22 protein-coding genes are annotated in these 26,921 nt (G+C 73.3%); 2 read left to right on the forward strand and 20 right to left on the reverse strand.

Going from position 1 to position 26,921, the window contains the following annotated elements:
* Positions 1-19: 19 nt before the first annotated feature.
* From ACFO4E_RS05850 to gltB, 4 genes are all read right to left on the reverse strand, one after another.
* On the reverse strand, positions 20-907 hold the full coding sequence (locus ACFO4E_RS05850) for a prenyltransferase (protein WP_378571990.1): 888 nt from the start codon (positions 905-907) through the stop codon (positions 20-22).
* A 122-nt stretch (positions 908-1,029) separates the two neighbouring features.
* Positions 1,030-1,398: a DUF2784 domain-containing protein gene (locus tag ACFO4E_RS05855; protein WP_378571991.1), complete on the reverse strand. Its 369-nt coding sequence runs from the start codon at positions 1,396-1,398 to the stop codon at positions 1,030-1,032.
* Positions 1,399-1,534: 136 nt separating this feature from the next.
* A complete protein-coding gene (locus tag ACFO4E_RS05860; RefSeq protein WP_378571992.1) occupies positions 1,535-2,995 on the reverse strand; it encodes a glutamate synthase subunit beta in 1,461 nt (486 codons plus the stop codon).
* A 26-nt stretch (positions 2,996-3,021) separates the two neighbouring features.
* Entirely contained in the window at positions 3,022-7,584 is a 4,563-nt protein-coding gene (gene gltB, locus ACFO4E_RS05865) for a glutamate synthase large subunit (protein ID WP_378571994.1), read from the reverse strand.
* Between the two features lie 482 nt (positions 7,585-8,066).
* On the opposite strand from gltB, the gene ACFO4E_RS05870 reads away from it, so the two are divergent.
* Entirely contained in the window at positions 8,067-9,704 is a 1,638-nt protein-coding gene (locus ACFO4E_RS05870) for a bis-aminopropyl spermidine synthase family protein (RefSeq protein ID WP_378571995.1), read from the forward strand.
* 21 nt (positions 9,705-9,725) lie between these two features.
* Here the strand turns inward: ACFO4E_RS05870 and ACFO4E_RS05875 are convergent, their stop codons facing one another.
* The 14 genes from ACFO4E_RS05875 to hisI form a co-directional block, all read right to left on the reverse strand.
* Entirely contained in the window at positions 9,726-10,799 is a 1,074-nt protein-coding gene (locus tag ACFO4E_RS05875; protein ID WP_378571996.1) for a hypothetical protein, read from the reverse strand.
* A gap of 92 nt (positions 10,800-10,891) precedes the next feature.
* Complete coding sequence (locus ACFO4E_RS05880; protein ID WP_378571997.1) at positions 10,892-12,178, reverse strand: hypothetical protein; 1,287 nt, start codon at positions 12,176-12,178, stop codon at positions 10,892-10,894.
* A gap of 69 nt (positions 12,179-12,247) precedes the next feature.
* Positions 12,248-13,309 (reverse strand): prolipoprotein diacylglyceryl transferase, encoded by a 1,062-nt coding sequence (gene lgt, locus ACFO4E_RS05885; protein ID WP_378571998.1) that lies wholly within the window; start codon positions 13,307-13,309, stop codon positions 12,248-12,250.
* Positions 13,310-13,331: 22 nt separating this feature from the next.
* Positions 13,332-14,330 carry a DsbA family protein gene (locus ACFO4E_RS05890; RefSeq protein WP_378571999.1) on the reverse strand — a complete coding sequence of 333 codons (999 nt, stop codon included), beginning with the start codon at positions 14,328-14,330 and terminating at the stop codon, positions 13,332-13,334.
* A 93-nt stretch (positions 14,331-14,423) separates the two neighbouring features.
* A complete protein-coding gene (locus tag ACFO4E_RS05895; protein ID WP_378572000.1) occupies positions 14,424-14,945 on the reverse strand; it encodes a MauE/DoxX family redox-associated membrane protein in 522 nt (173 codons plus the stop codon).
* Positions 14,946-15,152: 207 nt separating this feature from the next.
* Positions 15,153-15,995 (reverse strand): tryptophan synthase subunit alpha, encoded by an 843-nt coding sequence (gene trpA / locus ACFO4E_RS05900; protein WP_378572264.1) that lies wholly within the window; start codon positions 15,993-15,995, stop codon positions 15,153-15,155.
* 8 nt (positions 15,996-16,003) lie between these two features.
* On the reverse strand, positions 16,004-17,233 hold the full coding sequence (gene trpB, locus ACFO4E_RS05905; RefSeq protein WP_378572001.1) for a tryptophan synthase subunit beta: 1,230 nt from the start codon (positions 17,231-17,233) through the stop codon (positions 16,004-16,006).
* 214 nt (positions 17,234-17,447) lie between these two features.
* Positions 17,448-18,254 carry an indole-3-glycerol phosphate synthase TrpC gene (trpC, locus tag ACFO4E_RS05910; protein WP_378572002.1) on the reverse strand — a complete coding sequence of 269 codons (807 nt, stop codon included), beginning with the start codon at positions 18,252-18,254 and terminating at the stop codon, positions 17,448-17,450.
* A 112-nt stretch (positions 18,255-18,366) separates the two neighbouring features.
* Positions 18,367-18,843, reverse strand: a complete 477-nt coding sequence (locus tag ACFO4E_RS05915) for a DUF2752 domain-containing protein (RefSeq protein ID WP_378572003.1) — start codon at positions 18,841-18,843, stop codon at positions 18,367-18,369.
* 130 nt (positions 18,844-18,973) lie between these two features.
* Positions 18,974-19,351: a CD225/dispanin family protein gene (locus tag ACFO4E_RS05920; RefSeq protein WP_378572004.1), complete on the reverse strand. Its 378-nt coding sequence runs from the start codon at positions 19,349-19,351 to the stop codon at positions 18,974-18,976.
* A gap of 382 nt (positions 19,352-19,733) precedes the next feature.
* Positions 19,734-20,123 (reverse strand): CD225/dispanin family protein, encoded by a 390-nt coding sequence (locus ACFO4E_RS05925; RefSeq protein ID WP_378572006.1) that lies wholly within the window; start codon positions 20,121-20,123, stop codon positions 19,734-19,736.
* 230 nt (positions 20,124-20,353) lie between these two features.
* A complete protein-coding gene (locus ACFO4E_RS05930) occupies positions 20,354-20,686 on the reverse strand; it encodes an HGxxPAAW family protein (protein WP_378572007.1) in 333 nt (110 codons plus the stop codon).
* Positions 20,686-21,396 (reverse strand): Trp biosynthesis-associated membrane protein, encoded by a 711-nt coding sequence (locus tag ACFO4E_RS05935; protein ID WP_378572008.1) that lies wholly within the window; start codon positions 21,394-21,396, stop codon positions 20,686-20,688. Before ACFO4E_RS05935 ends, ACFO4E_RS05930 begins: the two co-directional genes overlap by 1 nt.
* The gene (gene hisI, locus ACFO4E_RS05940) at positions 21,393-21,803 is read right to left on the reverse strand and encodes a phosphoribosyl-AMP cyclohydrolase (RefSeq protein WP_378572009.1); all 411 of its coding nucleotides are present in this window, start codon (positions 21,801-21,803) and stop codon (positions 21,393-21,395) included. The genes ACFO4E_RS05935 and hisI overlap by 4 nt, the downstream gene beginning before the upstream one ends.
* 173 nt (positions 21,804-21,976) lie before the next feature.
* Here hisI and ACFO4E_RS05945 point away from each other — a divergent pair, with 173 nt between their 5' ends.
* Positions 21,977-22,960 carry an SIS domain-containing protein gene (locus tag ACFO4E_RS05945; RefSeq protein WP_378572010.1) on the forward strand — a complete coding sequence of 328 codons (984 nt, stop codon included), beginning with the start codon at positions 21,977-21,979 and terminating at the stop codon, positions 22,958-22,960.
* A 28-nt stretch (positions 22,961-22,988) separates the two neighbouring features.
* Here the strand turns inward: ACFO4E_RS05945 and ACFO4E_RS05950 are convergent, their stop codons facing one another.
* Entirely contained in the window at positions 22,989-24,821 is a 1,833-nt protein-coding gene (locus ACFO4E_RS05950) for an ABC transporter ATP-binding protein (RefSeq protein ID WP_378572011.1), read from the reverse strand.
* Positions 24,818-26,824 (reverse strand): ABC transporter ATP-binding protein, encoded by a 2,007-nt coding sequence (locus ACFO4E_RS05955; RefSeq protein WP_378572012.1) that lies wholly within the window; start codon positions 26,822-26,824, stop codon positions 24,818-24,820. The genes ACFO4E_RS05950 and ACFO4E_RS05955 overlap by 4 nt, the downstream gene beginning before the upstream one ends.
* Between the last annotated feature and the right edge of the window lie 97 nt (positions 26,825-26,921).

A 26,921-nucleotide genomic window follows, 5' to 3' on the forward strand; every position in this document is an offset into this window, starting at 1 on the left:
GGTCCCAGCGGGGGATCGCTCAGGCCGGCGGGGCGTTCTCGACGCGGCCGTAGGCGCGCAGGACGAGGAGGTTGTGCACGGTGAGGATGCCGCGCCAGTCCGCGCGGGCGCTGCCGGTCCAGCAGTCGCCTTCGACGTCCCATCCGCCGTCGTCGAGCTGGCGGCGCTCCAGTGCGTCGAGGTGCCTGGTGATCTCGGCGTCGGTGAAGAGCCGGCGGGCCATGAGGTCGGGCGAGGTGGCGATGTCGAGCGGCTTGTGGGCGTGGCCGGTCTCATCGGGGTCGAGTTCGATGACGGCGCGGATCATCGGGGCGAGCCGGGTGAACTCGGCTTCGGCCCGCTGCCGGTCGGGCGCGTGCTGGAGGAACGCGGTCACCGCGATGGCCTCGGCGGGGTCGGTCCAGTGCAGGGCCGCGATCCGGGTCCAGCAGAAGGCGGTGGCGCGGTCGCGCCAGGATCCGCTGATGTGCTGCTTGTGCAGGAGGCCGGCGATGGCGGCGGTGGGGTGCAGCGCCCCGCCGAAGTCCTCGCGGGAGCGCCACTGCGGGGCGGCTTCGGTGTGGCGTACGGAGGGCAGCACCCAGGGCACCCCGCCGTTGGGGTGGCTGATGCTGGTGAGGTAGCGGCAGATGCCGGCGCTCAGGGTTCTGGGGACGGGGCCGATTTCGTCCAGGTAGCGCAGGGCGAACTCCATGGCGGCGGGCTGGCTGCCGTGGCCGCGGATGTCGGGTTCGAGGCCGTTGCCGTAGCCGCCGTCGACGTTGCGGTAGGACTCCAGGGCCGTGTGGACCGGACCGGCGGGGCCGCTCTGGAAGTGGTACGCGAACCGGTGGCGGTCGATCAGCCGGGCGTTGCGCGAGATGAAGTGCTCCGCGGTGCGGAGGGCTTCCGAGGTCACCATGGTCATATATCGAAGTTACGCCTCTGTCCGCCGTTGACGGCAAGTGCAATTTGTACCGTGTGACCCGTTTTTGCCAAGTTCATACGTCGAAACAAGCGACATTTACCGCTATTTCCACCTAGGAATTCTCACGCCTTCTTAACGCGGCGCCGCCGCCACAGCACGGCGGCCCCCGCCCAGGAGGCGGCGACCACCCCGGCCATCACGAACCTGGCGGTGAGCACCTGGTCGGTGGGGTAGATGACACCCGTGAGGTAGGTGTCGATGAAGCCGGCCCGCAGCGGCGCGGCGCCCGATCTCACCCGCGCCCAATTCTCCAGCGTGGTAAGGGGGCACGGCCATCCGATGGTGACGATTCCCAGCGCATACGCGGCGAAGCACAGGTGCGGCCAGAACGCGGCGGGCCGGCGCCAGGCGAGGAAACCGCCGAACATGACGTAGAGGAGGAAGGCGAAGTGGGCGGTCATCGCCGCATCGGCGATCGCGCGGTATCCCATGGCGTCGACGCTACGCCGGTGCCCCCCGCGGGGCATCCGCCGACATACCCGGGCACGCCTGAGTACGCGTACCCGGAAACGGGCACACGTGCGGAGGGGCGGAGCACCGCTCCGCCCCTCCGCTCCGCCGTGTGTCCTACACCAGCGGCCGCTCGGTCGGCGGGATCGCCGTGGGCAGGCCGCTGTGGCCGTTCTCGCTGAGGTAGCGGTCGACCCCGGCCGCCGCCGAGCGGCCCTCGGCGATCGCCCAGACGATCAGCGACTGGCCGCGGCCCATGTCGCCGGCGCAGAACACGCCGTCGACCGTGGTGGCGTAGTCGCCGTTGCGCACGACGTTGCCGCGCCCGTCGAGTTCGACGCCCAGCTGCTCGATCATCCCCTCCTTCTGCGGGCCGACGAAGCCCATGGCCAGGGTGATGAGCTGGGCCGGGATCTCGCGCTCGGTGCCCTCGACCGGTTCGAAGCCCGCGGGGCCCCGGTTGACGTCCACGAGCTTGAGGGCGCGCACGCGCCCCTGGTCGTCGCCGAGGAACTCCACCGTGTTGACGGAGTACAGGCGCTTGCCGCCCTCCTCGTGGGCGCTGGTGACCTTGTAGAGCATCGGCATGGTGGGCCACGGCTGGCCCTCCGGGCGGTCCTTCGGCGGCCGCGGCATGATCTCCAGCTGCGTCACCGAGGCCGCCCCCTGGCGGTGCGCGGTGCCCACGCAGTCGGCGCCGGTGTCGCCGCCGCCGATGACGACGACGTGCTTGCCCTCGGCGCTGATGGCCGGGGTGTCGATGTCGCCCTCCTGCACCCGGTTGGCCAGGGGCAGGTACTCCATGGCCTGGTGGACGCCGTCGAGTTCACGGCCGGGCGCCGGCAGGTCGCGCCACGCGGTGGCGCCGCCGGCGAGCAGCACGGCGTCGTGCTCCGCGCGCAGCCGCTCGACGCTGATGTCCGCGCCGATCTCGACGCCCGTGCGGAACACCGTGCCCTCGGCGGCCATCTGGCCGAGCCGGCGCTCGATGTGCCGCTTCTCCATCTTGAACTCGGGGATGCCGTAGCGCAGCAGGCCCCCGATGCGGTCGGCCCGCTCGAAGACGGTGACGTCGTGGCCGGCGCGGGTGAGCTGCTGGGCGGCGGCGAGCCCCGCGGGGCCCGATCCGACCACCGCGACCTTGCGGCCGGTGCGCACCCGGGGCGGGCGGGGGCGGACCCAGCCCTCTTCCCAGGCGCGGTCGATGATCGATACCTCGACGTTCTTGATGGTCACGGCCGGCTGGTTGATGCCGAGCACGCACGCCGACTCGCACGGCGCCGGGCACAGCCGCCCGGTGAACTCCGGGAAGTTGTTGGTGGCGTGCAGCCGCTCGATGGCCTCGCCCCAGTCGTGGCGGTGGACGAGGTCGTTCCACTCCGGGATCAGGTTGCCCAGGGGGCACCCGTTGTGGCAGAACGGGATGCCGCAGTCCATGCACCTCGACGCCTGCTTGGTGACGGTTCCGCGGTCGAAGTCGGCGTAGACCTCGCGCCAGTCCTGGATCCGCACGTCCACGGGGCGGTGAGCGGGCAGCTCCCGCTCGGTGATCTTGAGGAAACCCTTGGGGTCGCCCATGTCGTCTCTCCTCCTCTCGGCTCTGTCTAGGACTGGGCGGCGGCCATGATGGCCTCGCCGACGTCGCGGCCCGCGCGCTCCGCCTCGGCCCGGGCGGCCAGCACGCGCTTGAAGTCGCGCGGCATGACCTTGGCGAACCGGCCGAACGCGGTGTCGGTGTCGGCGAGCAGCGCGGCGGCGACCGCGGAGCCGGTCTCGGCGCGGTGGCGGCGCAGCACGTCCTCCAGGAAGGCGCGGTCGGTGTCGTCGAGCGGGTCGATGTCGACCATCTCGCCGTTGACCCGGCCGCGGTCCAGGTCGAGCACGTAGGCGATGCCGCCGGACATGCCGGCCGCGAAGTTGCGGCCGGTACGGCCCAGGATGACGGCGCGCCCGCCGGTCATGTACTCGCAGCCGTGGTCGCCCACGCCCTCGGCGACCGCCAGGGCGCCGGAGTTGCGCACGCAGAACCGCTCGCCGACGATCCCGCGCAGGAACACCTCGCCGGCGGTGGCCCCGTAGGCGATGACGTTCCCGGCGATGATGTGGTCTTCGGCGGCGAAGCCCGCGTCCCCGTGGGGGCGCACGGTGATCCGGCCGCCCGACAGGCCCTTGCCGACGTAGTCGTTGCCGTCGCCGACCAGGCGCAGGGTGACCCCGCGGGGCAGGAACGCCCCGAAGGACTGCCCGGCCGAGCCGGTGAAGGTGATGTCGATGGTGTCGGCGGGCAGGCCCTCGGCGCCGTGGCGCTTGGTGACCTCGTGGCCCAGCATGGTGCCCACCGTCCGGTTGACGTTGCGCACCGGCAGGTCGAGCTTGAGGGGCTCCTTGAACGCCAGGGCCCCCTCGCAGAGCTGGATGAGGGTGTTGTCGAGCGCCTTCTCCAGCCCGTGGTCCTGCGCGCGCACGCGGCGGCGGTGGTCGCCGGTCCAGGGGTCGACGTTATGCAGGATGGGGCGCAGGTCCAGCCCGGACGCCTTCCAGTGGTCGACGGCGCCGGCGGTGTCGAGCAGGTCGACGGAGCCGACCGCCTCCTCCAGGGTGCGGAAGCCCAGCGCCGCCAGGTACTCGCGCACCTCTTCGGCGATGAACTCGAAGAAGTTGACCACGAACTCGGCCTTGCCGGAGAAGCGCTTGCGCAGCTCCGGGTTCTGGGTGGCCACGCCGACCGGGCAGGTGTCGAGGTGGCAGACGCGCATCATGACGCAGCCGGAGACCACCAGCGGGGCCGTCGCGAAGCCGAACTCCTCGGCGCCCAGCAGGGCGGCGATGATGACGTCGCGGCCGGTCTTCATCTGGCCGTCGGCCTGGACCACGATCCGGTCGCGCAGGCCGTTGCGCAGCAGGGTCTGCTGGGTCTCGGCCAGTCCCAGCTCCCACGGGGAGCCGGCGTGCTTGAGCGAGGTCAGCGGGGAGGCGCCCGTCCCGCCGTCGTGCCCGGAGATCAGCACCACGTCGGCGTGCGCCTTGGACACGCCCGCGGCGACCGTGCCCACCCCGGCCTCGGCGACCAGCTTCACGTGCACCCGGGCCAGCGGGTTGGCGTTCTTCAGGTCGTGGATGAGCTGGGCGAGGTCCTCGATGGAGTAGATGTCGTGGTGCGGCGGCGGCGAGATCAAGCCGACCCCGGGGGTGGAGTGCCGGGTGTCGGCGACCCACGGGTACACCTTGTGGCCGGGCAGCTGGCCGCCCTCGCCGGGCTTGGCGCCCTGGGCCATCTTGATCTGGATGTCGTCGGCGTTGGTGAGGTAGTGCGAGGTCACGCCGAACCGGCCCGAGGCCACCTGCTTGATGGAGCTGCGGCGCAGGTCGCCGTTCTCGTCGGGGGTGAACCGCCGCGGGTCCTCGCCGCCTTCGCCGGTGTTGGACTTGCCGCCGAGGCGGTTCATCGCGATGGCGAGCGTCTCGTGGGCCTCGGCGGAGATCGACCCGTAGGACATCGCGCCGGTGGAGAAGCGCTTGACGATCTCGGAGGCCGGCTCGACCTCCTCGATGGGAACGGGTTCGCGCACGCCGTCCTTGAAGCGGAACAGGCCGCGCAGGGTCATCAGGCTCCCGGCCTGCTCGTCGACCTTGGCGGTGTACTCCTTGAAGACCTCGTAGCGGCGGGTGCGGGTGGCGTGCTGGAGCTTGAACACGGTCTCGGGGCTGAACAGGTGCGGTTCGCCCTCGCGCCGCCACTGGTACTCGCCGCCCACGGCCAGCCGCCGGTGGTCGGCGGGGTTGTCCGCGTAGGCGACGGCGTGCCGCATGCGGACCTCCTCGGCCAGGACGTCGAAGCCCACTCCGCCCAGGCGCGACGTGGTGCCCGTGAAGCACCGGTCGACGACCTCGGCACCGAGGCCCAGCGCCTCGAAGATCTGCGCGCCGGTGTAGCCGGAGACCGTGGAGACCCCGATCTTGGACATGATCTTCAGGACGCCCTTGCCGAACGCCTTGACGGTGTTGCGCACGGCGGTGTCGGCGTCGATGCCGCCGATGACGCCGCGGCCGACCAGGTCGCGCACCGATTCCAGGGCGAGGTAGGGGCTGACGGCGGAGGCGCCGTAGCCCAGCAGGAGCGCCACGTGGTGGCATTCGCGGACGTCGCCGGCCTCGACCACGAGGCCGACCTCGGTGCGGGTCTTCTCCCGCACCAGGTGGTGGTGGACGGCTCCGGTGAGCAGCAGGGAGGGGATCGGGGCGCGGTCGGCGCCGGCGCCGCGGTCGCTGAGCACGATGATGTGGGCGCCGTCGGCGATGGCCGCCGACACCTCGGCGCAGATCTCGCCGAGCCGGTCCGCCAGCGCCGCCCCGCCGCCGGCCACCGGGTAGGTGCCGTTGGCGGTGAAGGCGCGGAAGGCGGGGTCGCCCCCGGGGGCTCCCGCCGCGGTGATCGCGGCCAGGCCCGCCCCGTCGACCACGGGGGTCGGCAGCACGATGCGCCGGCAGTCCTCGGGGTCGGGGGACAGCACGTTCTCTTCGGCGCCCAGCGCGGTGCGCAGGCTGGTGACCAGCTCCTCGCGGATGGCGTCCAGCGGGGGGTTGGTGACCTGGGCGAAGTTCTGGGAGAAGTAGTCGAAGAGCTGCCGGGACCGGGCCGACAGGGCGGCGACGGGGGTGTCGGTGCCCATGGAGCCGATCGGCTCGGCGCCGGTGCGGGCCATCGGGGTGAGGATGATCCGCAGCTCCTCCTCCGTGTAGCCGAAGACCTGCTGGTCGTGCACGATGTCGGCGACCGGGGCGGCCGGGGCCGGGGGCAGCTCGTCGAGCCCGACGACGCCGTCGGCCAGCCACTGGGCGTAGGGGTGCTCGGCCGCGAGTTCGGCCTTGATCTCCTCGTCCTCGATGATCCGGCCCTGCTCGGTGTCGACCACGAAGATGCGGCCGGGCTGGAGCCGGCCCTTGCGGACGATCGAGGCGGGGTCGATGTCGAGCACGCCGGCCTCGCTGGCCAGGACGACGAGCCCGTCGTCGGTGACCCAGTAGCGGCCGGGGCGCAGCCCGTTGCGGTCGAGCACGGCGCCGACGAGAGTGCCGTCGGTGAAGGAGACCGAGGCGGGGCCGTCCCAGGGCTCCATGAGCATGGAGTGGAACTCGTAGAAGGCCCGCACCTGCGGGTCCATCTCGTCGTGGTTCTCCCACGGCTCGGGGATCATCATCAGCACCGCGTGCGGCAGCGACCGCCCGCCCAGGTGCAGGAGTTCGAGGGCGGCGTCCAGGGACGCGGTGTCGGAGTCCTCGGCGTCGATGATGGGGAAGATCCGCGTCAGGTCGCCGGGGAGCAGGTCGCTGGCCAGGGTGGCTTCGCGCGCCCGCATCATGTTGCGGTTGCCCTTGACCGTGTTGATCTCGCCGTTGTGGGCGACGTAGCGGAAGGGGTGCGCCAGCGGCCAGGAGGGGAAGGTGTTGGTCGAGAACCGCGAGTGCACCAGGGCCAGGCCGGAGGTGTAGCGGCGGTCGGAGAGGTCGGGGAAGAACGGTTCGAGCTGGGGGGTGGTGAGCATCCCCTTGTAGGCGATGGTGCGCGGGGACAGGCTGGGGAAGTAGACCCCGGCCTCGTGCTCGGCGCGCTTGCGCACGCAGTAGGCGTGGCGCTCCAGGTCGATGCCCGTGAGCCCGTCGGTGGCGGTGCCGGCGCGGCCGGTGAGGAAGAGCTGGCCGAAGAACGGCATGACCGCGCGGGCGGCGGGGCCGCAGTAGCGGGGCTCGAAGGGCAGGTCGCGCCAGCCGAGGACGGTCAGGCCCTCTTCCTCGGCGATCTCCTCGACCCGGGCGACGGCTTCGGCGCGCTCGGCGGCGTCGGCGGGCAGGAAGGCGATGCCGGTGGCGTAGGCCCCGGCTTCGGGCAGCGCGAACGCGACCACGTCGCGGTAGAGGTCGTCGGGGATCTGGGTGAGGATCCCGGCGCCGTCGCCGTCGTCGGGGTCGGCACCGGAGGCGCCCCGGTGGTCGAGGTTGCGCAGAACGGTGAGCGCCTTCTCGACGATGTCGTGGCCGCGACGGCCGGAGAGGTCGGCGACGAAGCCGACGCCGCAGGCGTCGTGCTCAAAGGTGCTGTCGTACAGGCCCTCGTGAGTGGACTCGGCGTTCGGTCGGACGGACGAACGCTGCACCTGGCCAGCAGGCATCTACCCTCCTGTCGTCGTGGGTATGGGCTTTTGCGAAAAGCGCATCCGGGACGACATTGGCCCTGCTGCGTCAGCATGCCGAGCAGGCGCTCCCCTGGCCCCGGTTCCACAGACGGCTTGCGCCGGACCTGCGTTCACTTCCTCGTGGCTGCCGGTATCCGGCCAGGTGATCGCTAACTCGCGGGTAGAACACTTATACATGCAGGTCCAGCCCCGATGCGAATCGGAGGTCTAGACCAGCCGCCGCCACAGTGCGGCGTTCTTCGAAGCGGGGATCCCCCGCCTCGCACAGGATAAACGGCCGCTCCGCCACCGCCATGGTGGGGATAGCCGTGATCTTCTCCAGCGACCGGGGGCGGCAAACATCCGCAAAGCGGATGAATGGCGCTCCCCCAGCGTATCCGCCTCCGGCCAGGTCATGGCGAGGCGGGGCCGACTTTACCCGGGCCCGCCGCCGAAGGCGCACGTGGGATGATCGTCCGGTGACCGACCACCCCCCGGAGCTCGCCGGCCTGCTCACCGAGCAGGGGATCGACGCCGCCCGCATCCACCTGGTCCTGGCCGCGCTCTCCGACGGCGCCTGGTGGACCCCCCGCGAACTGGTGCGCGCCACCACGGTGGCGCACCGGCTCGTCGACGCCACGCTCACGGCCCTGGGCACCGGCCTGGAGCACAGCGACGACAGCGTGCGGCTGGCCCGGCCCGGGGACTACACCGGGTTCGCCCGCCCCTCCCCCGCCGACCCGATGGCGCCCCTGCTCGCCGGGCACGCCGACGCCGCTGAGGAGCTGCGCCGCCTGGTCGACGAGGCGCCCCCGCCGCGGACCGACCTGGACCACGTCACCGCGACCGCCGACACCGCCCTGCGCCGCGGCGTCCACCTGGCCACCCGCTTCGCCCTGCCGGGGGCGCGCCTGCTGTGCGTGGGCGACCACGACCTCACCTCGCTGGCCGCCACCCTGGTCAGCCCCGGCGCCGAAGCCGTGGTCGTCGACATCGACGAACGGATGCTCGACTACATCGACCGCGCCGCCGACCGCCTGGGACTGCCGGTCACCTGCCACTTCGCCGACCTGCGCCTGGGGCTGCCCGCCTCCGTCGCCCGCCGCTGCGACCTGGTCTTCACCGATCCCCCCTACACCCCCGAGGGCGTGGAGCTGTTCGTACGGCGCGGCCTGGAAGGGCTCGCCGATCCGCGCCGCGGGCGCGTCCTGGTGGCCTACGGCGCCAGCGAGACCACACCGGGCCTGGTCGCCCGCACCCAGGCACGGCTGGCCCGCATGGGCCTGGTCTTCGAGGCGGTGCTGCCGGACTTCAACCGCTACCTGGGGGCCGAGGCGATCGGCGCCGCCAGCGACCTCTACGTCCTGCGCCCGACCGCGCGCGTCACCGCCGACGGCGGGGGCGGCGGCACCGCGGCCGCGCGCGTCTACAGCCAGGGGGCCAACGCCAAGGAGGCCACCGGCGGCCTGGGCGAAACCGACGCCCGCACGGTCCTGGAATCGGCCGCGTTCGACACCGTGGCCGGCGCGTGGCCGCGCGCCGCGGTGCCCGAGGGCGTGCGCCGGGTGCGGCTGGCCGACTGGATGGGCGCGGCCACCGCCGCGCGGCGCGCCGCGGTCGACCTGACCGGAGGCTGGGACGCGCTGCTGGGCCGCGCGGTCCTGGCGGGCGCCGCAGAGGAGACCCACGTGGTGGTGCCCGCGCGGGCGCCGCAGGTGCGCGACGCGGCCGGCCAGCAGGCGCTGCGCGCGATGCTGTCCCCCCGCTTCGACGTGCGCTTCCTGCGCAACACCCCGGGACCGCGCGGCACCGTGGTGGTCGCCCGCCGGACGGAGCGGGACGCGACCGCGCCGGAGGACCGCCTGCTGTGGCACTGCCAGGAGCGGGCGCACGGGAGCCTGCCGGCGGCCCTGCGCGAGGGCCTCATCGCGGTCGCCGCCGAGGCGGGCCGGCCGGTCAACAAGAAGACGGCCCGCACCAGGGTCGCCGCCGAGGCGCCGTGGGCGGCCGGGCACACCCTGCTCGACCTGCCCGCCCACCGCTTCGCCGCCCTGCGCGAGGCCGCGCGGCGGCTCGTGGACGCGGCGGCGGCGGGGGCGGCGGACCCGGTGGACTGACCGAGCGGCCCGGCGAGGGGGTCAGCCGGCGGGCACCCCGGCGGGGTCGCCCGCTCCGGTGCCGCCGTCGGTGCCCAGGCCGTCGGTGCCGGTGCCCCCGGCACCGGTTTCGCCGGTCCCCTCCTGCCCCGTGCCGGTGCCGGTCCCCGTGCCCCCGGTGCCGTCGCCCTGCTGGGTGCCCGGGTCCTGGGTCCCGGCACCGCCCTGCTGGGAGTTCTGCACCTGCACCACTCGGCGGTACAGCGGGTCCTGGAACCCGCCGAGGGCGATCAGCGGCGAGGTCAGCCGCTCGCGCTCGGCGGGATCGGTCGACTCCAGGCGCTGGACCCAGGTGACCATGAGGTAGTGGCCGCTGACGGTGGCCTCGGCCTGGCTGTAGCCGCCGCCCAGGGTGTCGAACGGGGCCTCGGTGCTCGGCGGCACCACGAACCCCGGAGCCTCGGCCTCAAGGGAGCCGGGCGGCTGCATGGCCTCGGCCAGTGCCTGGGAGGACGCGGTGTCGGCCAGGTTGAACATGGCGGCCACCCCCACGTAGTCGTCGGCGGTGTAGGCCCCCCGCGCGACCTGGGCGCACCCGGCGTCGGCCAGGGCCGTACGCAGTTCGTCGCCCCAGACCGCCGCGGCGCAGTCCTCGCTCAGCTCCGACGCCGCCAGGGTGAAGGTGATGCCCTGGCTCTCGATCTCCTCGTTGCCGCGCTCGAACATCTCGCCCTCGGCCAGGGGGCGGCTGTCGGCCTGGGCGTCGGGCAGGGACTCGCCGATGCTGGCCGAGTCGTAGATGCCGTACACGACGGGGCGGGCGTTCTCGGGGGCCGCGGCGCCGCCGGAGGTGAACCGCATGACGAGAACGACGACCAGGGCGACGACGCCCAGGCCGAGGACAGTCAGCAGGATCGGCAGCGCTCTGCGGCGGCCCTTGCTCCGGGTGCCGTCGCCGGCGTCCTTGCCGCCCTTGGCACCGCCCGTTCCGCCCTTGCGCCGACGCCCGCCCCTGCCCCGGGACGGCGGTACCGCGAGGCCCTCGATGGCGTCGGCATCGTCGGTTTTCCTCCGCCGGCCGCGGGACGCCGGCACGGACGACTCAGAAGAAGACACCAGAACCTCTCGGGGGGTCGGGGGAACTGCACTTGCCGTGGGGGCGGGCCGCGTGGGTCGGATGGGCCCGCCACCCGGTGAATCCTAGCCCGCTAGCCCTCCTGCTCGTCCCGGGCCTGACCGACCTGCTGGTAGACCCATACCGAGGCGTTCATGGCCACGACGTTGAGGGTGGCCATGGTCTCGTCGTCCCCGGGGGCGCCGCCATCGCTGCGCGCCACCCAGTACACGGCCAGGTAGTGCCCCATGACCTGGGACGTCGCCTGGCTGTAGCCGGAGTGCAGGCCCTCGATCTCGTCGTCCATGGGCAGCACGAACCCCGGTTCGACGGTGGGGTCGGTGGGGTCGAGGGCGACGGCGACCGTGCCGGCGGCCTCCGCGTTGCTGAGGTCGAACAGGGTGAACTGCGCCACGTACTCCTGGTCGGCGTCCTGGTAGACACCCCGCGCACCCGAGAGGCACCCGTTGTCGGCGAGCGCCTGGGCCAGTTCGTCGCCCCACACCATCGACGTGCACTCGTCGGTGACGTCGGAGTTCTTGAGCGTGAGCTGGTAGTCGCCCAGTTCGAGCTTCTCGGCGGGGGTGAACACCTGCTCCTGCGTCATCACCTCGGCGTCGCCGGGGCGCTCGGCGATGGGCGCGAACACCTCGGCGTCCTCCTCCTGGCCCTGGTAGAGGTCGGGCAGGAGGGTGGAATGGCCTTCGGGCGGCTCGATGATGGCCGTGCTGCCCGAACCGGCCGTCCCGCCCGGGACCAGGACGAGCTGGTAGACCAGGACCCCCAGGAGGGCGACCAGGGCGGTTCCGCACAGCCCGAGGAGCGTGCCCAGCACGGCGGTGCCGCGCTTGCGGCGGCTCTGCTCGGCCAGGTTGTAGACGACCTGGCTGGGTCCCTCGCCCAGGACCGTCACGCGGCGCAGGGCCGAGGCGGAGAAGCGCGACACGGGGTCGATGCCGCCTGCGGCGCGGACCCCCCGGCGACCGCGGCCGGCGGGCCCGGCGGGCTCGGCCGCGGCGCGGGCCTCGCCGGCCGCCGCCTTGGAGCCCCGGGCCCCCGTTCCCTTGCTCCGCCACTTGCCCTTGGCCTTGCCGCGGCGGCGTCCGGAGCGCCCGCGGCGCGGGCCGGGGTCGGCGGACTCCATGGCGCCGGTGTCGGACCCGGGGTCGCCGCCGTCGCCGGCCTCGTCCTCGTACGGGAGCTCCTCGTAGGGAAGGTCCTCATAGGGGAGGTCGCCATAGCCGTCGCCGTGGCGATCGTCATATGCGTCGTAGTCGTCGGGGCCGGGATCGCGGACATGATCGTCCCGGCGGTCCCGGTCGGGCCGGCCGCGCCGCGACCGGCGTCGGCCCGCGCGTCCGGCGGAATCGGATCTGCTCACGTGCGTACTCATCCATCCGGCATGGCCGGCCGCGGCGTCGCCGCCGCGGCCGGGCGCTCGTACCTTGGGCTATTCCTTGGGTTCCCGCCCATCGGGTCCGGTCGGTGCGCCGGAGCCGCCGTCCTCGGGCGGGACGGTGGCGGATCCCCCGGTGTCCGGGCCGCCGCCCGAGGCGGGGTCGGTGTCGAACACCTGGGTGCCGGCGCCGTGGCCCACCGGGACCACCCGGGTGGAGAAGGAGTCCAGCCGCCGGCCGGCCCACACGAAGTAGGCCAGGGCCCCGAGGAAGACCAGGATCGTGGTCCAGATGTTCAACCGCAGGCCGAGGATGTCGTTGGCGGGGTCGACACGGAGGTACTCGATCCAGAGCCGTCCCACACAGTAGCCCATGACGTACACCGCGAAGAGCCGTCCGCCCCCGAGGGGGTCGGTGTAGCGCCGGCCCAGCCAGGCGAGCAGTACGGCCAGGCCCAGGCACCACAGCGATTCGTAGAGGAACGTGGGGTGGTAGGTGGTGTAGTACTCGGTCGTGCTGCCCGGCAGCAGCTGCATCCCCGGCCGCGGCTCGCCGTTGCTGTTGTAGGTGTGGTCCAGGCTGATCCGCACCGCCCACGGCAGGTCGGTGGGGGCGCCGAACAGCTCCTGGTTGAAGTAGTTGCCCCAGCGTCCGAGCGCCTGGGCCAGCGGGAGGGTGGGCGCGATGGCGAAGGCGAGCTTCGACATCGACAGCCCCTGGCGGCGGGCGGCCAGCCAGACCCCCAGCGCGCCGAGCGGGATCGCCCCCCAGATCCCCAGGCCGCCCTCCCAGACGTAGAGCGCGCGGATGGGCTCGCGTCCCGGGCCGAAGTACAGCTGGTAGTCGCTGATCACGTGGTAGAGGCGGCCGCCGATGAGCCCCAGGATGACGGCCGGGACCGCGAGGTCCATGATGGTGCCCTTCTCACCCCCCATGGCGGCCCAGCGGCGCTCGCTCCAGAAGACCGCGGCGATGACGCCGGCCAGGATGCACAGGGCGTAGAAGTGCACGGTGAGTGGGCCGAGGGAGATCGAGCTCACCTCGGGGCTGGGGATGGCCGCGAGGGCGCGGCCGGTGCCGGCCGCGCCCTCATCGGAGATCGACGGGAAGATCATCGCTCGGATCTGTTCCTTGGCATCAGGGGACTTCGGTCACCGCGGAGTCGTCTGCGGCGAGCGGCCGGGTGTCGACCTCGCCGGGCCCAGCGGATTCTACGGCCTTCTCGATTCCGTTGCCGGAGAAGGCGTCGTTGCCCAGTTTGGCACCATCCACGTACACCGATGGCGTGGAGTCGAACTTGTCCGCCCCGCTGGAGTACTTGGCGCCGACCGCGGCCGTGGCCTGGATGAGCTCGTTGACGTAGGTGCCGTCGAGGAACGATCCGTCGACCCCGTTGTCGTTGCCCCAGGCGATGATCTCGCTGAGGGACATCCCCTGGAGCTGTTCGGCGGAGAACGCCTCCTGCGCCCGGGAGATCAGCTCCTGGCTGTAGCTGCCGGTGAACCGCTCGACGACGTCGTTCTCGGAGTCGACGCGCTCGTCGAAGGCCGCGGTGTCCTCGATACCGGCGTCCTTCCCCCACTGCTTGAGGTCGGACGCGGAGAAGCCGGCGCTGCCCTCTGCCGGCTGGTTATCGAAGAGAATGTCATTGTACTCGACGTATTTTCCCTGGTCAGCGGCTGCTCGGGCGGCCGCGCCGCCGCGCAGGGAATTGGCGCTCAGCGGGGCGGGCTGCTGGGCGAAGATACTCACCGGCCGGTAGTGCACGATGGCCCGGCCTTCGGTGGCGAGGCGCTGGAGGGTGGGTCCGCTGGCGATCTCGAACTGGCGGCAGGCGGGGCACTGGTAGTCGGCGTAGACCTCCACGACGGGCGCCGAGGCGCCCTCACGCGCGAGGACCACGCTGCCGTCATCCTGCAGGGCCTGCGGCGGCAGGGACGCGTACTGGTCGGCGAACTCCTGTTCGGCGCGCCGCTCGGAGGACAGGTAGAGGTACCCGCCGCCGACGATGAGCACGATGACCGCGAGCGCCGCGCCCGCGACCGCCAGGACCTTGTTGCGTTTGGCGCGCTGCGCCGACTTCTGCCGCTCCTCGCGGAGCCGTTCGCGGGATGACTGCCGCGACGCCTTGCCCATCAGCCGATCACCATTCCTGGAGTGAGAGTGCGCACGCGGCGGGGGCCGGCCGGGCCGGTCCCCGGGCGGCGCCGGGTACGGGGTACGGCCCGCTCAGCGGTGGAGGCCGAAGAGCCGGTCGAGTGCGAACGGAGAGCGCGGCCAGACCGTGATGATCGCGGCCAGCACCAGGAATCCGATGTCGCGCGCGATGTCGGCGCCGTAGGCGGTCTCCCCCGGGGCCACCGTGCCGCCGGTCCCGAAGCAGCCGCAGTCGATATTGAGGCCGCGGGCCCACGCCGAGGTGATCCCGGCGATGAACACGATCATCAGGAGCCCCGAGACCGCGCCCACGTACCGCGTGGCCAGGCCGACGAGCAGCAGGAGCGCCAAGGCGATCTCGAACAGCGGGAGCGTGTAGCCGATGAACTCGGCGAGAGCCGGCGAGAAGAGCTGGTAGGCCTCGACCGACTGGACCGACAGCGCCGGCGGGAACTTCGTGGCCGCGGCGAATCCCAGCACGCCCGCCAGTCCCAGCCGGGCGGCCAGGGTCAGCCACGGCTGGACGGTATCCCACCGTCCTCCGCGGCTGGGCGGTTCGGCGGTGGCGGCAGGCTGCTGCTGTTCGGTGTCCAATGGGTTCCCTGGGGCGAGACGGGCGTATCGCGCGTGCGCCGCCGCACCCGGGGGAACGGCACCGCACTGAGCGGGATACTACTGCACGTAGCCGTGAGGCTACACATCGTCGGTCGCGGGCGTCGCCCGCCCGCAGGTGCAGCGTAGGCCGCGGGTGGCGGCGCGGGGGCGGTCTCGCGCGCCCCCGCGCCAGGTCACACCCGATTCTTACCCGGCGTGCCCGGCCGGGCGGGCCTCGCGGACGCCCGCCGCCAGCTCCTCGGCGAACGAGCGCACGGCGGCCAGGCCGGAGGCCGTGTCGGGCGCGTCGAGCACGCGCTGGCAGAACCCGGCGCCCACGATCACGCCGTCGGCGTAGCCGGCGACCTCGGCGGCCTGCGCCCCGTTGGAGATGCCCAGCCCCACGCAGACCGGCAGCCCGCTCTCGGCGGTGACCGCGCGGGTGCGGGTGACCAGCCGCTCAGCGGTGTCGGCGACCTGCGTACGCGTGCCGGTCACGCCCATGAGGGAGGCCGCGTAGACGAAACCTCGGCAGGCCGCGGTGGTGGAGGCCAGCCGGGCGTCGGTCGAGGACGGCGCGACCAGGAAGATCCGGTCGAGCCCGGCGTCGTCGGTGGCGGCGAACCAGTCGTCGGCCTCCTCGGGCAGCAGGTCGGGGGTGATCACCCCGGAGCCGCCGGCGGAGGCGAGGTCGGCGCAGAACCGGCCGGTGCCGTAGCGGTCGATGGGGTTCCAGTAGGACATCACCAGCGCGGCGGCGCCCGTCGCCGCGGTGGCCTCCACCACCCGGAGCACGTCGCGGGTGGTGGTGCCGGCCGCCAGTGCGCGGTCGGCGGCCTGCTGGATGGTGGGGCCGTCCATGGTGGGGTCGGAGTAGGGCAGGCCGACCTCGACGACGTCGCAGCCGCCGTCGACCATGGCCTGGATCACCCGGATGGAGGTGTCGATGTCGGGGAACCCGGCGGGCAGGTAGCCGACGAGGGCGGCGCGCCCGGCGGCGCGGGCCTCGGCGAGCCTGGCCTGGAGCGGGGTCTCGGTGGTGGTGTCCATGTCGTCGCTCAACCCTGCCCCTGCTGCTCGTCCACGAGCCCGAAATAGGTCGCGGCGGTGGTGACGTCCTTGTCGCCCCGGCCTGAGAGGTTGACCAGGATGGTGGCGTCGGGCCCGAGTTCGGCGCCGATCTTGCGGGCCCCGGCGAGCGCGTGCGCGCTCTCGATGGCGGGGATGATGCCCTCGGTCCGGCACAGCAGGCGGAACGCCTCCATGGCCTCGGCGTCGGTGATCGCCGCGTAGGTCGCGCGCCCGCTGTCGGCCAGCGCGGCGTGCTCGGGGCCGACCGCCGGGTAGTCCAGGCCGGCCGAGATCGAGTGGCTGGGCACGGTCTGGCCCCACTCGTCCTGGAGGACGTAGGTGCGGGCGCCCTGGAAGACGCCGGGCGAGCCGCCGGTGATGGAGGCGGCGTGGCGCCCGGACTCCACGCCGTCCCCGCCCGCCTCGAAGCCGTAGAGGCGCACCTCGGGGTCGGGGATGAACGCGGCGAAGATGCCGATCGCGTTGGAGCCGCCGCCGACGCAGGCGGCGACCGCGTCGGGCAGCCGCCCGGTGCGGTCGAGGACCTGGGAGCGGGCTTCGGCGCCGATGGTGAAGTGCAGGTCGCGCACCATGGCGGGGAACGGGTGCGGGCCGGCCACCGTGCCCAGCAGGTAGTGGGTGGAGTCGACGTTGGCGACCCAGTCGCGGAACGCCTCGTTGACGGCGTCCTTGAGGGTGCGGCTGCCGATGGTCACCGGGATCACCTCGGCGCCGAGCATGTTCATCCGGGCGACGTTGAGCGCCTGGCGCCGGGTGTCCTCCTCGCCCATGTAGACCACGCAGTCGAGGCCGAGCAGCGCGCAGGCGGTGGCCGTGGCGACGCCGTGCTGGCCCGCGCCGGTCTCCGCGATGACGCGGGTCTTGCCCATGCGCTTGGTGAGCAGGGCCTGGCCGAGCACGTTGTTGATCTTGTGCGAGCCGGTGTGGTTCAGGTCCTCGCGCTTGAGCAGGACGCGGGCGCCGTTGCACTCGGCGGAGAAGTTGCCCGCTTCGGTGAGCGGACTGGGCCGCCCGGTGTAGTCGCCGAGCAGCCGGGCCAGTTCGGCCTGGAATTCCGGGTCGCTCTTGGCGGCGGCCCATTCGGCCGCGACCTCGTCGAGCGCGGCGACCAGCGCCTCGGGGCTGAAGCGGCCCCCATAGCCGCCGTAGTGGCCGCTCCCGTCGTGGGACGGGGCGGTCGGTGGTGCGGGATTCATGGTCGTTCTCCATGACGGCGGGCGCCGTTGCCGGCGGCGCGGCGTCGTCGGGCAGGCCGGCACGTCAGCGCGGGGTGCGCGCGTGCCGGCGCGGATCGGAAGGTCGGCACGGCGACGGGAGCCCGCGTGCGGGTGCGGGCTCCCTAAGGCCATCGCCCGGCCGCGGCCTGAGGCGCGGCGGGCGCGGGGAACGGCGGGGTCGGCCGGGTCATGGTCAGCTCCGGTCGCGCAAGGCCGGGTGGGCGCCGGCCGTGACCAGGTCGGCGACGGCGTCGCGCGGGTGGCGGCCCCTGACCAGGCTCTCGCCGACCAGGACGGCATCGGCGCCGGAACTCGCGTAGGCCAGCAGGTCGTGCGGGCCGCGGACTCCGGATTCGGCGATCCTGATGCGGTCGCCGGGGATCAGTGGGGCCAGGCGGGCGAAGACGTCGCGGTCGACCTGGAGGGTCTTGAGGTCGCGGGCGTTGACGCCGATGACCGTTGCGCCGGCGTCGAGGGCGCGGGCGACCTCGTCCTCGGTGTGCACCTCGACCAGCGGGGTGAGGCCGAGCGACCGGGCGCGCTCCACGAGCGAGATCAGCGCGTCCTGCTCCAGGGCGGCCACGATGAGCAGGACGGCGTCGGCGCCGTGGACGAGCGCCTCCCACAGCTGGTAGGAGCTGACGACGAAGTCCTTGCGCAGCAGCGGGGTCTCGACCGCGGCGCGGACGGAGGCGAGGTCGGCGAGGCTCCCGCTGAAGCGGCGCTGCTCGGTCAGGACGCTGATCAGGCAGGCGCCGCCGTCGGCGTAGTCGCGCGCCAGGGCGGCGGGGTCGGCGATGGCCGCGAGTGGCCCCTTGGAGGGGCTGGACCGCTTGACCTCGGCGATGACCTGCACGCCGGGACGGCGCAGCGCGGCCACGACGTCCTGGGGCCGCGGGACGGATTCGGCCGACTCCTTGAGTCGCTCCAGAGGCGTAGCCGCCTGCCGGTCGGCCAGGTCGGCGCGCACCCCGTCGAGAATCTCGTCGAGCACGCTCACGTGGGACTGCCCCCTCAGATAGCAGGTCGTGTGTGGCGCGGCCGCGCGCAGCCGTGCAACTGATCGTAGCGATCCCCGCGGCAAGGGTGGTCACCGCCCTCGCCGCGGGTGGTCAGCCCGGTGCCAGTATGGCGCCGAACGGCAGGTTGCGCACCAGCCAGAACGCCAGGATGACACCGAGCAGGAGCCACAGCCAGAACGGGTGGGCGGCCCGGATGTGGCGCGTGGGGGGCCGGAAGGAGAAGTAGACCCACCGCACGTAGGAGTAGAGCATGAACGGCAGCAGCGCGACGGTGAGCACGTTCATCCGCAGGGCGCCGGCGAGGTCGAGGTCGGTGAGCGCGTTGATGGCGCGCATGGTGCCGCATCCGGCGCAGTAGGTGTCGGTCATCAGCAGCCACGGGCAGGTGGGGTAGTGCCCGGGCTCGTGCGGGTCGACGAAGTGCACCATGACCGCTCCGGCGACGGCGACCGCCCCCAGGAACAGGGGCGTGGTCGCGGGGTGCAGGCGGGCCCTCAGCCGCGCCGCGCGGCTCGGCGGCCGGGGGGCGGAGGGATGCGGGTCGGTGCTGTTCACGGCGGGGTCCACGCTGTCAGCCTAGAGGGTCGGTGCGGCGGGGCGGAAACGCCGCCGCCGCACGGCCGGTGCGGGGCCGTGCGGCGGCGGGCGGAGGCCGCATGGGGCGGGAGCAGGGCGTCGCGTCGCGGAGCCCGTGGTCCTAGTAGCTCTCCAGCTCCTCCAGGTCGGAGTTGAGCTGGTCGAGTTCTTCGAGGTCGGCGTCGAGGGACTCCTCGAGCGCGTCGACCTCCTGGTTGTACTCCTCGACGGCCTGGTTGGCGGCGGCGATGGACATCGCGGTGACGATGCCGCCGATGATCATCCCGATGATGCCGAGGGTGATCGCGATCAGCGAGAACATCTTCGCCTTCTTCGCGGCCGCCTCAGCACCCTGGTAGTCGCCGACGTTCCAGAGGCTGTTCACCTTGGCGGCGAAGATGATCGCCGGGATCGCGAGGGGCCAGAAGCAGAAGATCGAGAGGATCGCCCCGACCATCCAGTTGCTGGGCGGGGGGGTGTTGTTGGGGTGGTACGACATGGTTCTCGGGCACTCTTTTCGGAACTGGAATCGTCATGAGGGCGCGGCTGCCGCAGGAGATCGCGGGCGAGGACGGGCGCCGGATTCAGTGCGAAATGCCGCTCAAATGGGGCCCGCACATAGTGGCACAGCCCGGGGACGTTCCCGGCCACGCCCCTGGCGCCCGTTGCGTGCGCGCCGGAGCGCGAAGAACGGGGTTTGCCCTGTTCATCGGGGTGCCGTAAACCGAACGTGACTCGGCCGAGATCCCGCCGTGGCCGACAGGTTCGGAGGATCGTACAGGTCGGAAGGGGTGCGGAACCGCGCCGGCCGGGCGCGGTGGCCCAGGGAACACCGAAAAGCGCCGCCGCCCGTACGGGCGGCGGCGCCGGAGGCCTGGGGCCTAGTACGTCGTGGAGGCCGCGCCCAGAGCAGCGAGCATCACGAAGTAGTAGATGATCCAGCCGATGACCCAGAGGCCGCCCAGGACGAACGCGATGATGGAGAACATCTTCGCCTTGCCGGCGGCGTCCTCGGCACCCGCGTAGTCACCGACGTTCCACTGAGTGTTCACCTTGGTGGAGAAGATGATCGCCGGAATGGCGAGCGGCCAGCAGCAGAAGATGGCGAGGATGGATGCGACCAGCCAGTTGTTGGGCGGGGTACCCCCGCCCGCCGGCTGGCCGCCGAAGCCGCCGTAGCCGCCGGGACCCCCGGGCGGAGGGCCGTATCCGCCACCGCCGTAGGGCGGCTGGGGCGGACCGGGCGGGCCGGGAGGAGGACCGTAGCTCATGGTCGGAGTGTCTTTCCTGACGACGGATGTGGAAATGGCCTCGCGTGCCGGACGAGATGCGCACCAACGGGGGTCATGGCTGGGGAGGCGTCCCATTCGCGTCGCGGGCAGAATCGAATCATGCCAGATGCGCCGGTAGAAACCGACCGGAATCAGGTAATGACGACGCTGTGCGGGCCAATCTACCCGTGACGGGCATCCGCGTCCATGCCGGGGACCGGGACCGGACGCTATCCGGCGGTCGCGGGGGCGGGCTCGGCGGCGCCGTCGGCGGCCTCGGGGGCGGACGGCTCGGCGGCGGCACGGGCGGCGGCCCACTCCTCGGCGGTCGGCGGGACCGGGCGCGGGGTCCTGCGGCCGAGTCCGGCCTTCTTCATGACCCCGGCGACGGCCGCGCACACGACGCTGGCGCCCAGCGCGATCGCCGACCACGTGACCAGGTCGGCGCCGCCGATGATCGCCACGCCGGCCACGGTCCACACCGCGATCCAGGAGAGGGTCAGGAACCAGGCGGCGACGGTGTTGCCGTGGTCGTCGTGCTCTTCGTGGTGTTCGTCGGCCATCAGGGCTCCTTCTGTCGGGGATTGTCGCCGGTCTCCGGCACGGTCGTCGTGGTCGTCGTCCGGGGCGCGGTGCTGGGGCAGCGGGCGTCCGCGGGGGGCGCCGCGGTGTCCGGCGCCGCTGGATCGAGCGTGGGGTCCTCCCCGCTGTCGAGCGACTTCCACAGCTCCGCGGGGTCGCCCGTGCGCGCGGTGCGCGGCACGCTGTGGCGATCGTACCGGCTGCCCATGCCGGGCCAGGAGGGCCCCCGGACGGCGGTGGCCAGGCCGCTGAGCACGAGCAGCGCCGCTCCCGCGGCGGCCAGCGCCGGCCAGGCGGCGGCGAGGTCGGGAGCGGCCACCCGGCCGTCGGTCGTGGCCTGCTCCGCGGCCACCCGGGCGAGCTCGGCGGGGCGGGTCCCGCTCCACACGGCCTGGAGCGCGATAGCCCCGAACAGGGTCATGAGCAGGCCGATGATCCGCCGTGGCCACCCGCGGGCGGCCACGAGCGCGGCCAGGGCGGCGAGCCCCGCGATGCCCATGGCCGAGGCGGCCGGGGCGAGGTCGGTGCCGGCCAGCTCGACCGGCGCGGGAGCGGTCGGGCCGGCCACCTCGACCACCCCGGTGGCCCAGGTCCGGCCCGACGCCGCGGCGAGTGCGGCGGCGCCCGCGGCGGTGGCGGCGAGCGCGGCGGTGAACCCGCCGCGCCGCGGACGCGGGGTGGCGGCCGTCACGGCGTTCTCCCGGCCGCCTCCGGAACCAGCGGCAGCGGGGTCGCGTCGAAGCAGGTGCGGTCGCCGGTGTGGCAGGCGCCGCCGGTCTGGTCGACCTTGACGAGCAGGGTGTCGCCGTCGCAGTCGAGGGCGACGGCGACGACGTGCTGGACGTTTCCGGAGGTGGCGCCCTTCACCCAGTACTCGCCCCGGCTGCGCGACCAGTAGGTGGCGCTGCGGGTCGTCAGCGTGCGGCGCAGCGCTTCGTCGTCCATCCAGGCGAGCATGAGCACCTCGCCGGTGTCGTGCTGCTGCACGATGGCGGGTACCAGGCCGTCGCGGGTGCGCTTGAGCAGCGCGGCGATGGAGGGGTCAAGCCGGGCGCCCGATTCGGGGTCCGAGCCGTTCCCGGGGAGGCTGACGCTCATACCTCCAGCCTATGGCGCCGTCGGCAAAGGTCGGCGCGGGGGCACCGGTTGCGCCCCGGGGCCCCGGGTGACAAAGGCCATACCCTCGGGGAGGCGGCGGTCGGGCGGCGCTTCGGGGGCTCAGTAGAGTTCTCTGGCGCCGGCCCACACCCATGACGACTCGCAGGAGCCCCGTGACCGCCCAGCTGCTCACCGCCGACCTGGCGGCGAAACCCGACGCGCTGACCGCGCTGGCCGACCGCCTCGCCCGGCACGACCCCTTCTCCGCCCTGCCGGCCCTGGTCGACGACGAACCGGCGGGGATCCTGCTGCTGGGAACGGGGGCCGCCCGCTACGCCTGCGAGGCGGCGGCGGCCCGGATGCGGCTGGCGGGCCTGGGCGCGGTCGCGGAGTACGCCGCGACCGAGCGGTCGCTGCCGCCGGGACCCGACACGCTGGTGGTGGCGGTATCGGTGGGCGGGGGCCTGCGCGAGCTGTGCACCGCGCTCGACGAGTACGTGGAGCGATCGGCGATCATCGTGCTGACCCCCGACCCCGACTCCCCGGTGGCGCGCTACGCCGACATCCTCGTGCCGCTGCTGTCGGGCGTCGAGCGCAGCGGCCTGTCGTGCCGCGCGTACCAGAACGCGCTGGCCCTGCTCCTGCTCCTCGGGCACCGGCTGGGGGCGCCGGCGGCGGGCGCCGCCGACCTCACCCGCAGCCTGCGCCGCGCGGCCAACGCGATCGCCGACCTGGTCGACCGCGCCCCGGCGTGGGTACCGGATGTGGCCGCCGCCCTGGACTCCCGCGACGGCGTCCACCTGGTGGCGCCGGTGGAGCGGCTGGCATCGGCGCGGCAGGCGGCGCTGGCGATCCGGCAGGGGCCGGTGCGGGCCGCCTACGCCGCTGAGTCGGGCGAATGGTCGCACACCGACCGCTATCTGGCGGCGGTGACGGACTACCGCGCGCTGCTGTTCACCGGTTCGCACTACGACGAACGGGTGGCCGATCACCTGCTCCAGCTGCACGGCACCCTGGTCGCCGTGGGCGGCGCGGTGGAGGGGGCGGCGGCCGCCGTGCGCTACCTGGGCGACGGCGACCCCGATGTGCGGCTGCTCACCGAGCCGGTGGTGGGCGAGCTGCTGGCGGCGCACTGGTGGCGGCGCCGGCGGGCCTGACCCGTCCCCGGGCCGGGGGCGGCGCCGCTCACGCCGAGCTGCGCACCCAGGAGGCGTACAGGTCGGCGTAGACGCCGGGGCGGTCCACGAGCCGGCCGTGCGTGCCCCGCTGGACGACCCGGCCGTCGTCGAAGACGAACACCTCGTCGGCGGCCTCGGCGGTGGAGAGCCGGTGGGCGATGGTCACCGAGGTGCGCCCGCGGGTGAGCCGGTCCAGGGCGCGCTGGATGCGGACCTCGGTATCGGGGTCGACGGCCGAGGTGGCCTCGTCCAGCACGAGCAGGTCGGGGTCGGCGACGTAGGCGCGCACGAGGGCGACGAGCTGCCTCTCCCCCGCTGACAGCGATTCGCCGCGCTGGCCGACCGGGGTGTCGAGGCCGTGGGCCAGGGAGCCGAGCCAGTCGGCGAGGCCGAGCTCGCGGACGGCCTCCTCCAGTTCGGCGTCGGTGGCCTCGGGCCGGGCGAAGCGGATGTTGGCGCCCAGGGAGCTGTCGAAGAGGAACCCTTCCTGGGGGACCATCACCACGCGGCTGCGCAGCGAGGAGAACCCGACCTCGCGCAGGTCCACGCCGTCGAGGAGCACCCGGCCCTCGACCGGGTCCATGAGCCGGGTGAGGAGCTTGACGAAGGTGGTCTTGCCCGACCCGGTCTCGCCGACGACCGCCACCCGGGTGCCGGGGGCGATCTCCTCGTCGACGCCGGCCAGCACGGTGGGGCCGTCGGGGTAGGCGTAGGAGACGCCGTCGAAGCGCACCCGCACGGGGCCGCGCGGGAGCACCCGGCCGGCGTCGCCGGGGTCGGCGATGTCGGGGACGGTGTCGAGGACGCCCAGGACCCGCCGCCATCCGGCGATCGCGTTCTGCGCCTCGTTGAAGATCTCCGTCGCCATCATCATCGGCATGACGAACAGGGTCATGAGGAACAGGAAGGCGACCAGCTCGCCGGGGGTGATGTCGCCCCCGATGCCCAGCAGCACGCCGGCGACGACGACCGCGGCGTTGCCTATGGCGGCGACGAGTTCGGCGAACGGGGAGACCGCCATGGACAGGCGCTGCGCGCGCACCTGGGCGGTCCGGGTGGCCAGGACGGTGTCGTCGATGCGCCGGGCGGTGCGGTCCTCGGTGCCGTGGGCCCGGATGACCGCGGCGCCCATGACGGTCTCGCCGATGGCGCCGAGCATCTCCCCGGTGCGCTCGCGGACCTTCAGGTAGGCGGCCGACAGCCGCCGCTGCAGCCAGCGGACGCCGAACAGCAGCGGCAGGAAGCACACCCACACCAGCAGGGTGAGCTGCCAGGAGTAGACCGCCATGAGGACGGTGGCGACGAGGAGCTGGCCGGTGCTGACGATCAGCAGCAGGCCGCCCCATTGCATGAACGTGCTGATCTGGTCGACGTCGGAGGTGACCCGGGAGACCAGGGCGCCCTTGCGCTCGCTGTTCTGGGTGAGCACCGACAGGTCGTGGACGTGCCGGAACGCCTTGCGGCGCAGCGTGGCCAGCCCGGATTCGGTGGCCCGGTAGAGCCGGTAGTTCATCAGGTAGGAGCAGACCATGGTGGCGATCAGCAGGAGCGTGCACACCGCCACCATGGAGGAGACGAAGCCCAGGTCGACGCCTGTCCCGCCGGTGGAGATACCGCGGTCGATGATCTGCTGCACGGCGATGGGCACGATGACCTTGCCGGCGGTGGCGACGACGGCGAAGAGCAGGGTCACGCCCAGCCCGTGGCCGAACTCCGGGGACAGCCGCAGGCCGCGGCGGATGGTGCCCAGCGCGGAGTCGGTCGAGCGGTGCAGCGCCGGGGCTTCGGCGGGTGCGCCGTCGGCCGGGCCGCGCTCGCGGGTGGTCGCGGGGGCGCTCATCGCACGATCTCCTCGGTCTCCTCGGTGCTCTCAGGGGTGGTGCCGGCGGGGCCGCCGAGCGGCACCGGGGGCGGGGCCGCCGCGGGCGCGGTGGGCACCTCTCGCCGGGCCGCGCCTTCGGGCGTGGGCTCGGCGGACTCCTCCGCGGCCCGCTCGTAGGCGGTGACCAGGCGGTTGTAGCCCGGGGAGCGGGCGAGCAGCTCCTCGTGGGTGCCGCGGTCGGCGACGGTGCCGCGCTCCATGTAGACGACGTCGTCGGCGAGTTCGATGGTGGCGCGCCGGTAGGCGACCACGATGACCGTGGCCGCCAGCTCGGTCTCGCGCAGCCCGCCCAGGATCTGCGCCTCGATCTGCGGGTCGACCGCTGAGGTGGCGTCGTCGAGGATGAGCAGGCGGGGGCGGCGGACCACGGCGCGGGCCAGGGCGAGGCGCTGGCGCTGGCCGCCCGACAGCGTGGTCCCGCGCTCGCCGAGGCGGGTGTCGAGCCCGTCGGGCAGGGCGGCGACGAAGGAGTCGGCGCGCGCCAGGCGCAGGGCGGCCCACACCCGGGTGTCCTCCACCTTCGCGCCCAGGGTGATGTTGTCGCGGACGGTGTCCTCGAAGACGAAGGTGGACTGCGGGACGAGGGCGGCGGCGCGGGCGATCTCGCCCTTGGCGAGGTCGCGGACGTCGGTGCCGTCGTAGGACACGGTGCCGGAGTCGGGGTCGACGAGGCGCATGAGCAGGGTGGTCAGGGTGGACTTGCCGGACCCGGTGGGGCCGACCAGGGCCACGGTGCGGCCCGGGGCGAAGTCGGCGTCGACGCCGTGCAGGACGGTCGTGCGGGCGGTGCCGGCGGCCGGTGCCGCGGCGAGGTCGCGCCCGGAGGACGCGGCGGGGTCGTGGTCGGGGTCGTAGCCGTCCTCGTAGGAGAAGGAGACGTCGCGGAGGGTGACGCGGACGCCGCCGCGGCCGGTGACGGCGGCGTCGCCGTGCTCCATCCGGCCCGATGCCGAGAGGACCGCCTGCACCCGGTCCCAGCCCACGACGCTGCGCGGCAGGTCGCCCAGGATCCAGCCGAAGGAGCGGATGGGCATGGCGAGGAGGGTGAACAGGAAGGAGATCTGCACGAGGTCGCCGGGGGCGATGGCGTTCTCGGACAGCCGCCAGGAGCCGATGAGCAGGACGGCGAGGACGCCGAAGTTGGGCAGGGCCTCCATGACCGGGTCGAACACCGACCGCATGCGGCCGACCTGGATCTGGGCGTCGCGCAGGCGGTGGGCGGCGACGGTGAAGCGCTCGGTCTCGGTGTCCTCGCGGCCGAGGGTCTTGACGACCAGGGCGCCGTCGAAGGATTCGTGGGCGACCTCGCTGACCTGGGCGCGCAGCGCCTGGGCGCGGGTGGCCATGGGGGTGACCCTGCGCTGGAAGGCGACGTTGAGGGCGGCCAGCACCGGGAAGGTGACGAAGGCGACGAGGGCGAGGACGGGGTCGGTGACGACCATGGCCACCGCGGCGACGGCGAGCATGACCACGCCGCCGACGGCCATGGGCAGCGGCGCGAGGGGCTGCCAGGCGGCCTCGACGTCGGCGTTGGCGTTGGACAGGAGCTGGCCGGTGGGGTGGCGGTGGTGCCAGGCCAGCGGCAGGCGCAGGTAGGTGCGCGACACCGAGCGACGGTAGCGGGCCTGCATGCGGAACTGCATGAGGCCGGCGTAGAGGCGGCGGGCCGCCAGGCCGAGGGCCTTGGCGACGCCGACGCCGAGGAGCAGCGCGGCGGCGGTGGCGAGGGCGGCCGCGGTGGTGCGGCCTTCGGCGAAGGCGGGGAGGATGACGCCGTCGGTGATGCGGCCCAGGACCGCGGCCGATCCGACCGTGACGGCGGCGTGCAGCGAGGCTCCGGCGACGGCGACCGCGAACACCCAGGGCTCGGTGCGCATGGCCACGCCCAGGACGCGCATGCCGCGCCCGAACACCGTCGTCGTCTCCTGTTCCGCGCCCTCCGTGGAGTCGTCCGCGACCATGCGTCACCACCCTGCCCTTCGGTCCTCACCCACCGCGCACAACGGAGCGCGCACAAAGAACACGTGCCATCCGATGACGGGACGGCACGCGGACACA

This window comes from Nocardiopsis mangrovi, assembly GCF_042653925.1.
GTDB classification, from domain to species: domain Bacteria; phylum Actinomycetota; class Actinomycetes; order Streptosporangiales; family Streptosporangiaceae; genus Nocardiopsis_B; species Nocardiopsis_B mangrovi.

Coding starts and splice junctions, on each gene's coding strand:
- ACFO4E_RS05850 (WP_378571990.1), bottom strand. CDS start 907: ATGACCATGGTGACCTCGGAAGCCCTCCGCACCGCGGAGCACTTCATC.
- ACFO4E_RS05855 (WP_378571991.1), bottom strand. CDS start 1,398: ATGGGATACCGCGCGATCGCCGATGCGGCGATGACCGCCCACTTCGCC.
- ACFO4E_RS05860 (WP_378571992.1), bottom strand. CDS start 2,995: ATGGGCGACCCCAAGGGTTTCCTCAAGATCACCGAGCGGGAGCTGCCC.
- gltB (WP_378571994.1), bottom strand. CDS start 7,584: ATGCCTGCTGGCCAGGTGCAGCGTTCGTCCGTCCGACCGAACGCCGAG.
- lgt (WP_378571998.1), bottom strand. CDS start 13,309: ATGATCTTCCCGTCGATCTCCGATGAGGGCGCGGCCGGCACCGGCCGC.
- ACFO4E_RS05890 (WP_378571999.1), bottom strand. CDS start 14,330: ATGGGCAAGGCGTCGCGGCAGTCATCCCGCGAACGGCTCCGCGAGGAG.
- trpA (WP_378572264.1), bottom strand. CDS start 15,995: ATGGACACCACCACCGAGACCCCGCTCCAGGCCAGGCTCGCCGAGGCC.
- trpB (WP_378572001.1), bottom strand. CDS start 17,233: ATGAATCCCGCACCACCGACCGCCCCGTCCCACGACGGGAGCGGCCAC.
- ACFO4E_RS05920 (WP_378572004.1), bottom strand. CDS start 19,351: ATGTCGTACCACCCCAACAACACCCCCCCGCCCAGCAACTGGATGGTC.
- ACFO4E_RS05925 (WP_378572006.1), bottom strand. CDS start 20,123: ATGAGCTACGGTCCTCCTCCCGGCCCGCCCGGTCCGCCCCAGCCGCCC.
- ACFO4E_RS05930 (WP_378572007.1), bottom strand. CDS start 20,686: ATGGCCGACGAACACCACGAAGAGCACGACGACCACGGCAACACCGTC.
- hisI (WP_378572009.1), bottom strand. CDS start 21,803: ATGAGCGTCAGCCTCCCCGGGAACGGCTCGGACCCCGAATCGGGCGCC.
- ACFO4E_RS05950 (WP_378572011.1), bottom strand. CDS start 24,821: ATGAGCGCCCCCGCGACCACCCGCGAGCGCGGCCCGGCCGACGGCGCA.
- ACFO4E_RS05955 (WP_378572012.1), bottom strand. CDS start 26,824: ATGGTCGCGGACGACTCCACGGAGGGCGCGGAACAGGAGACGACGACG.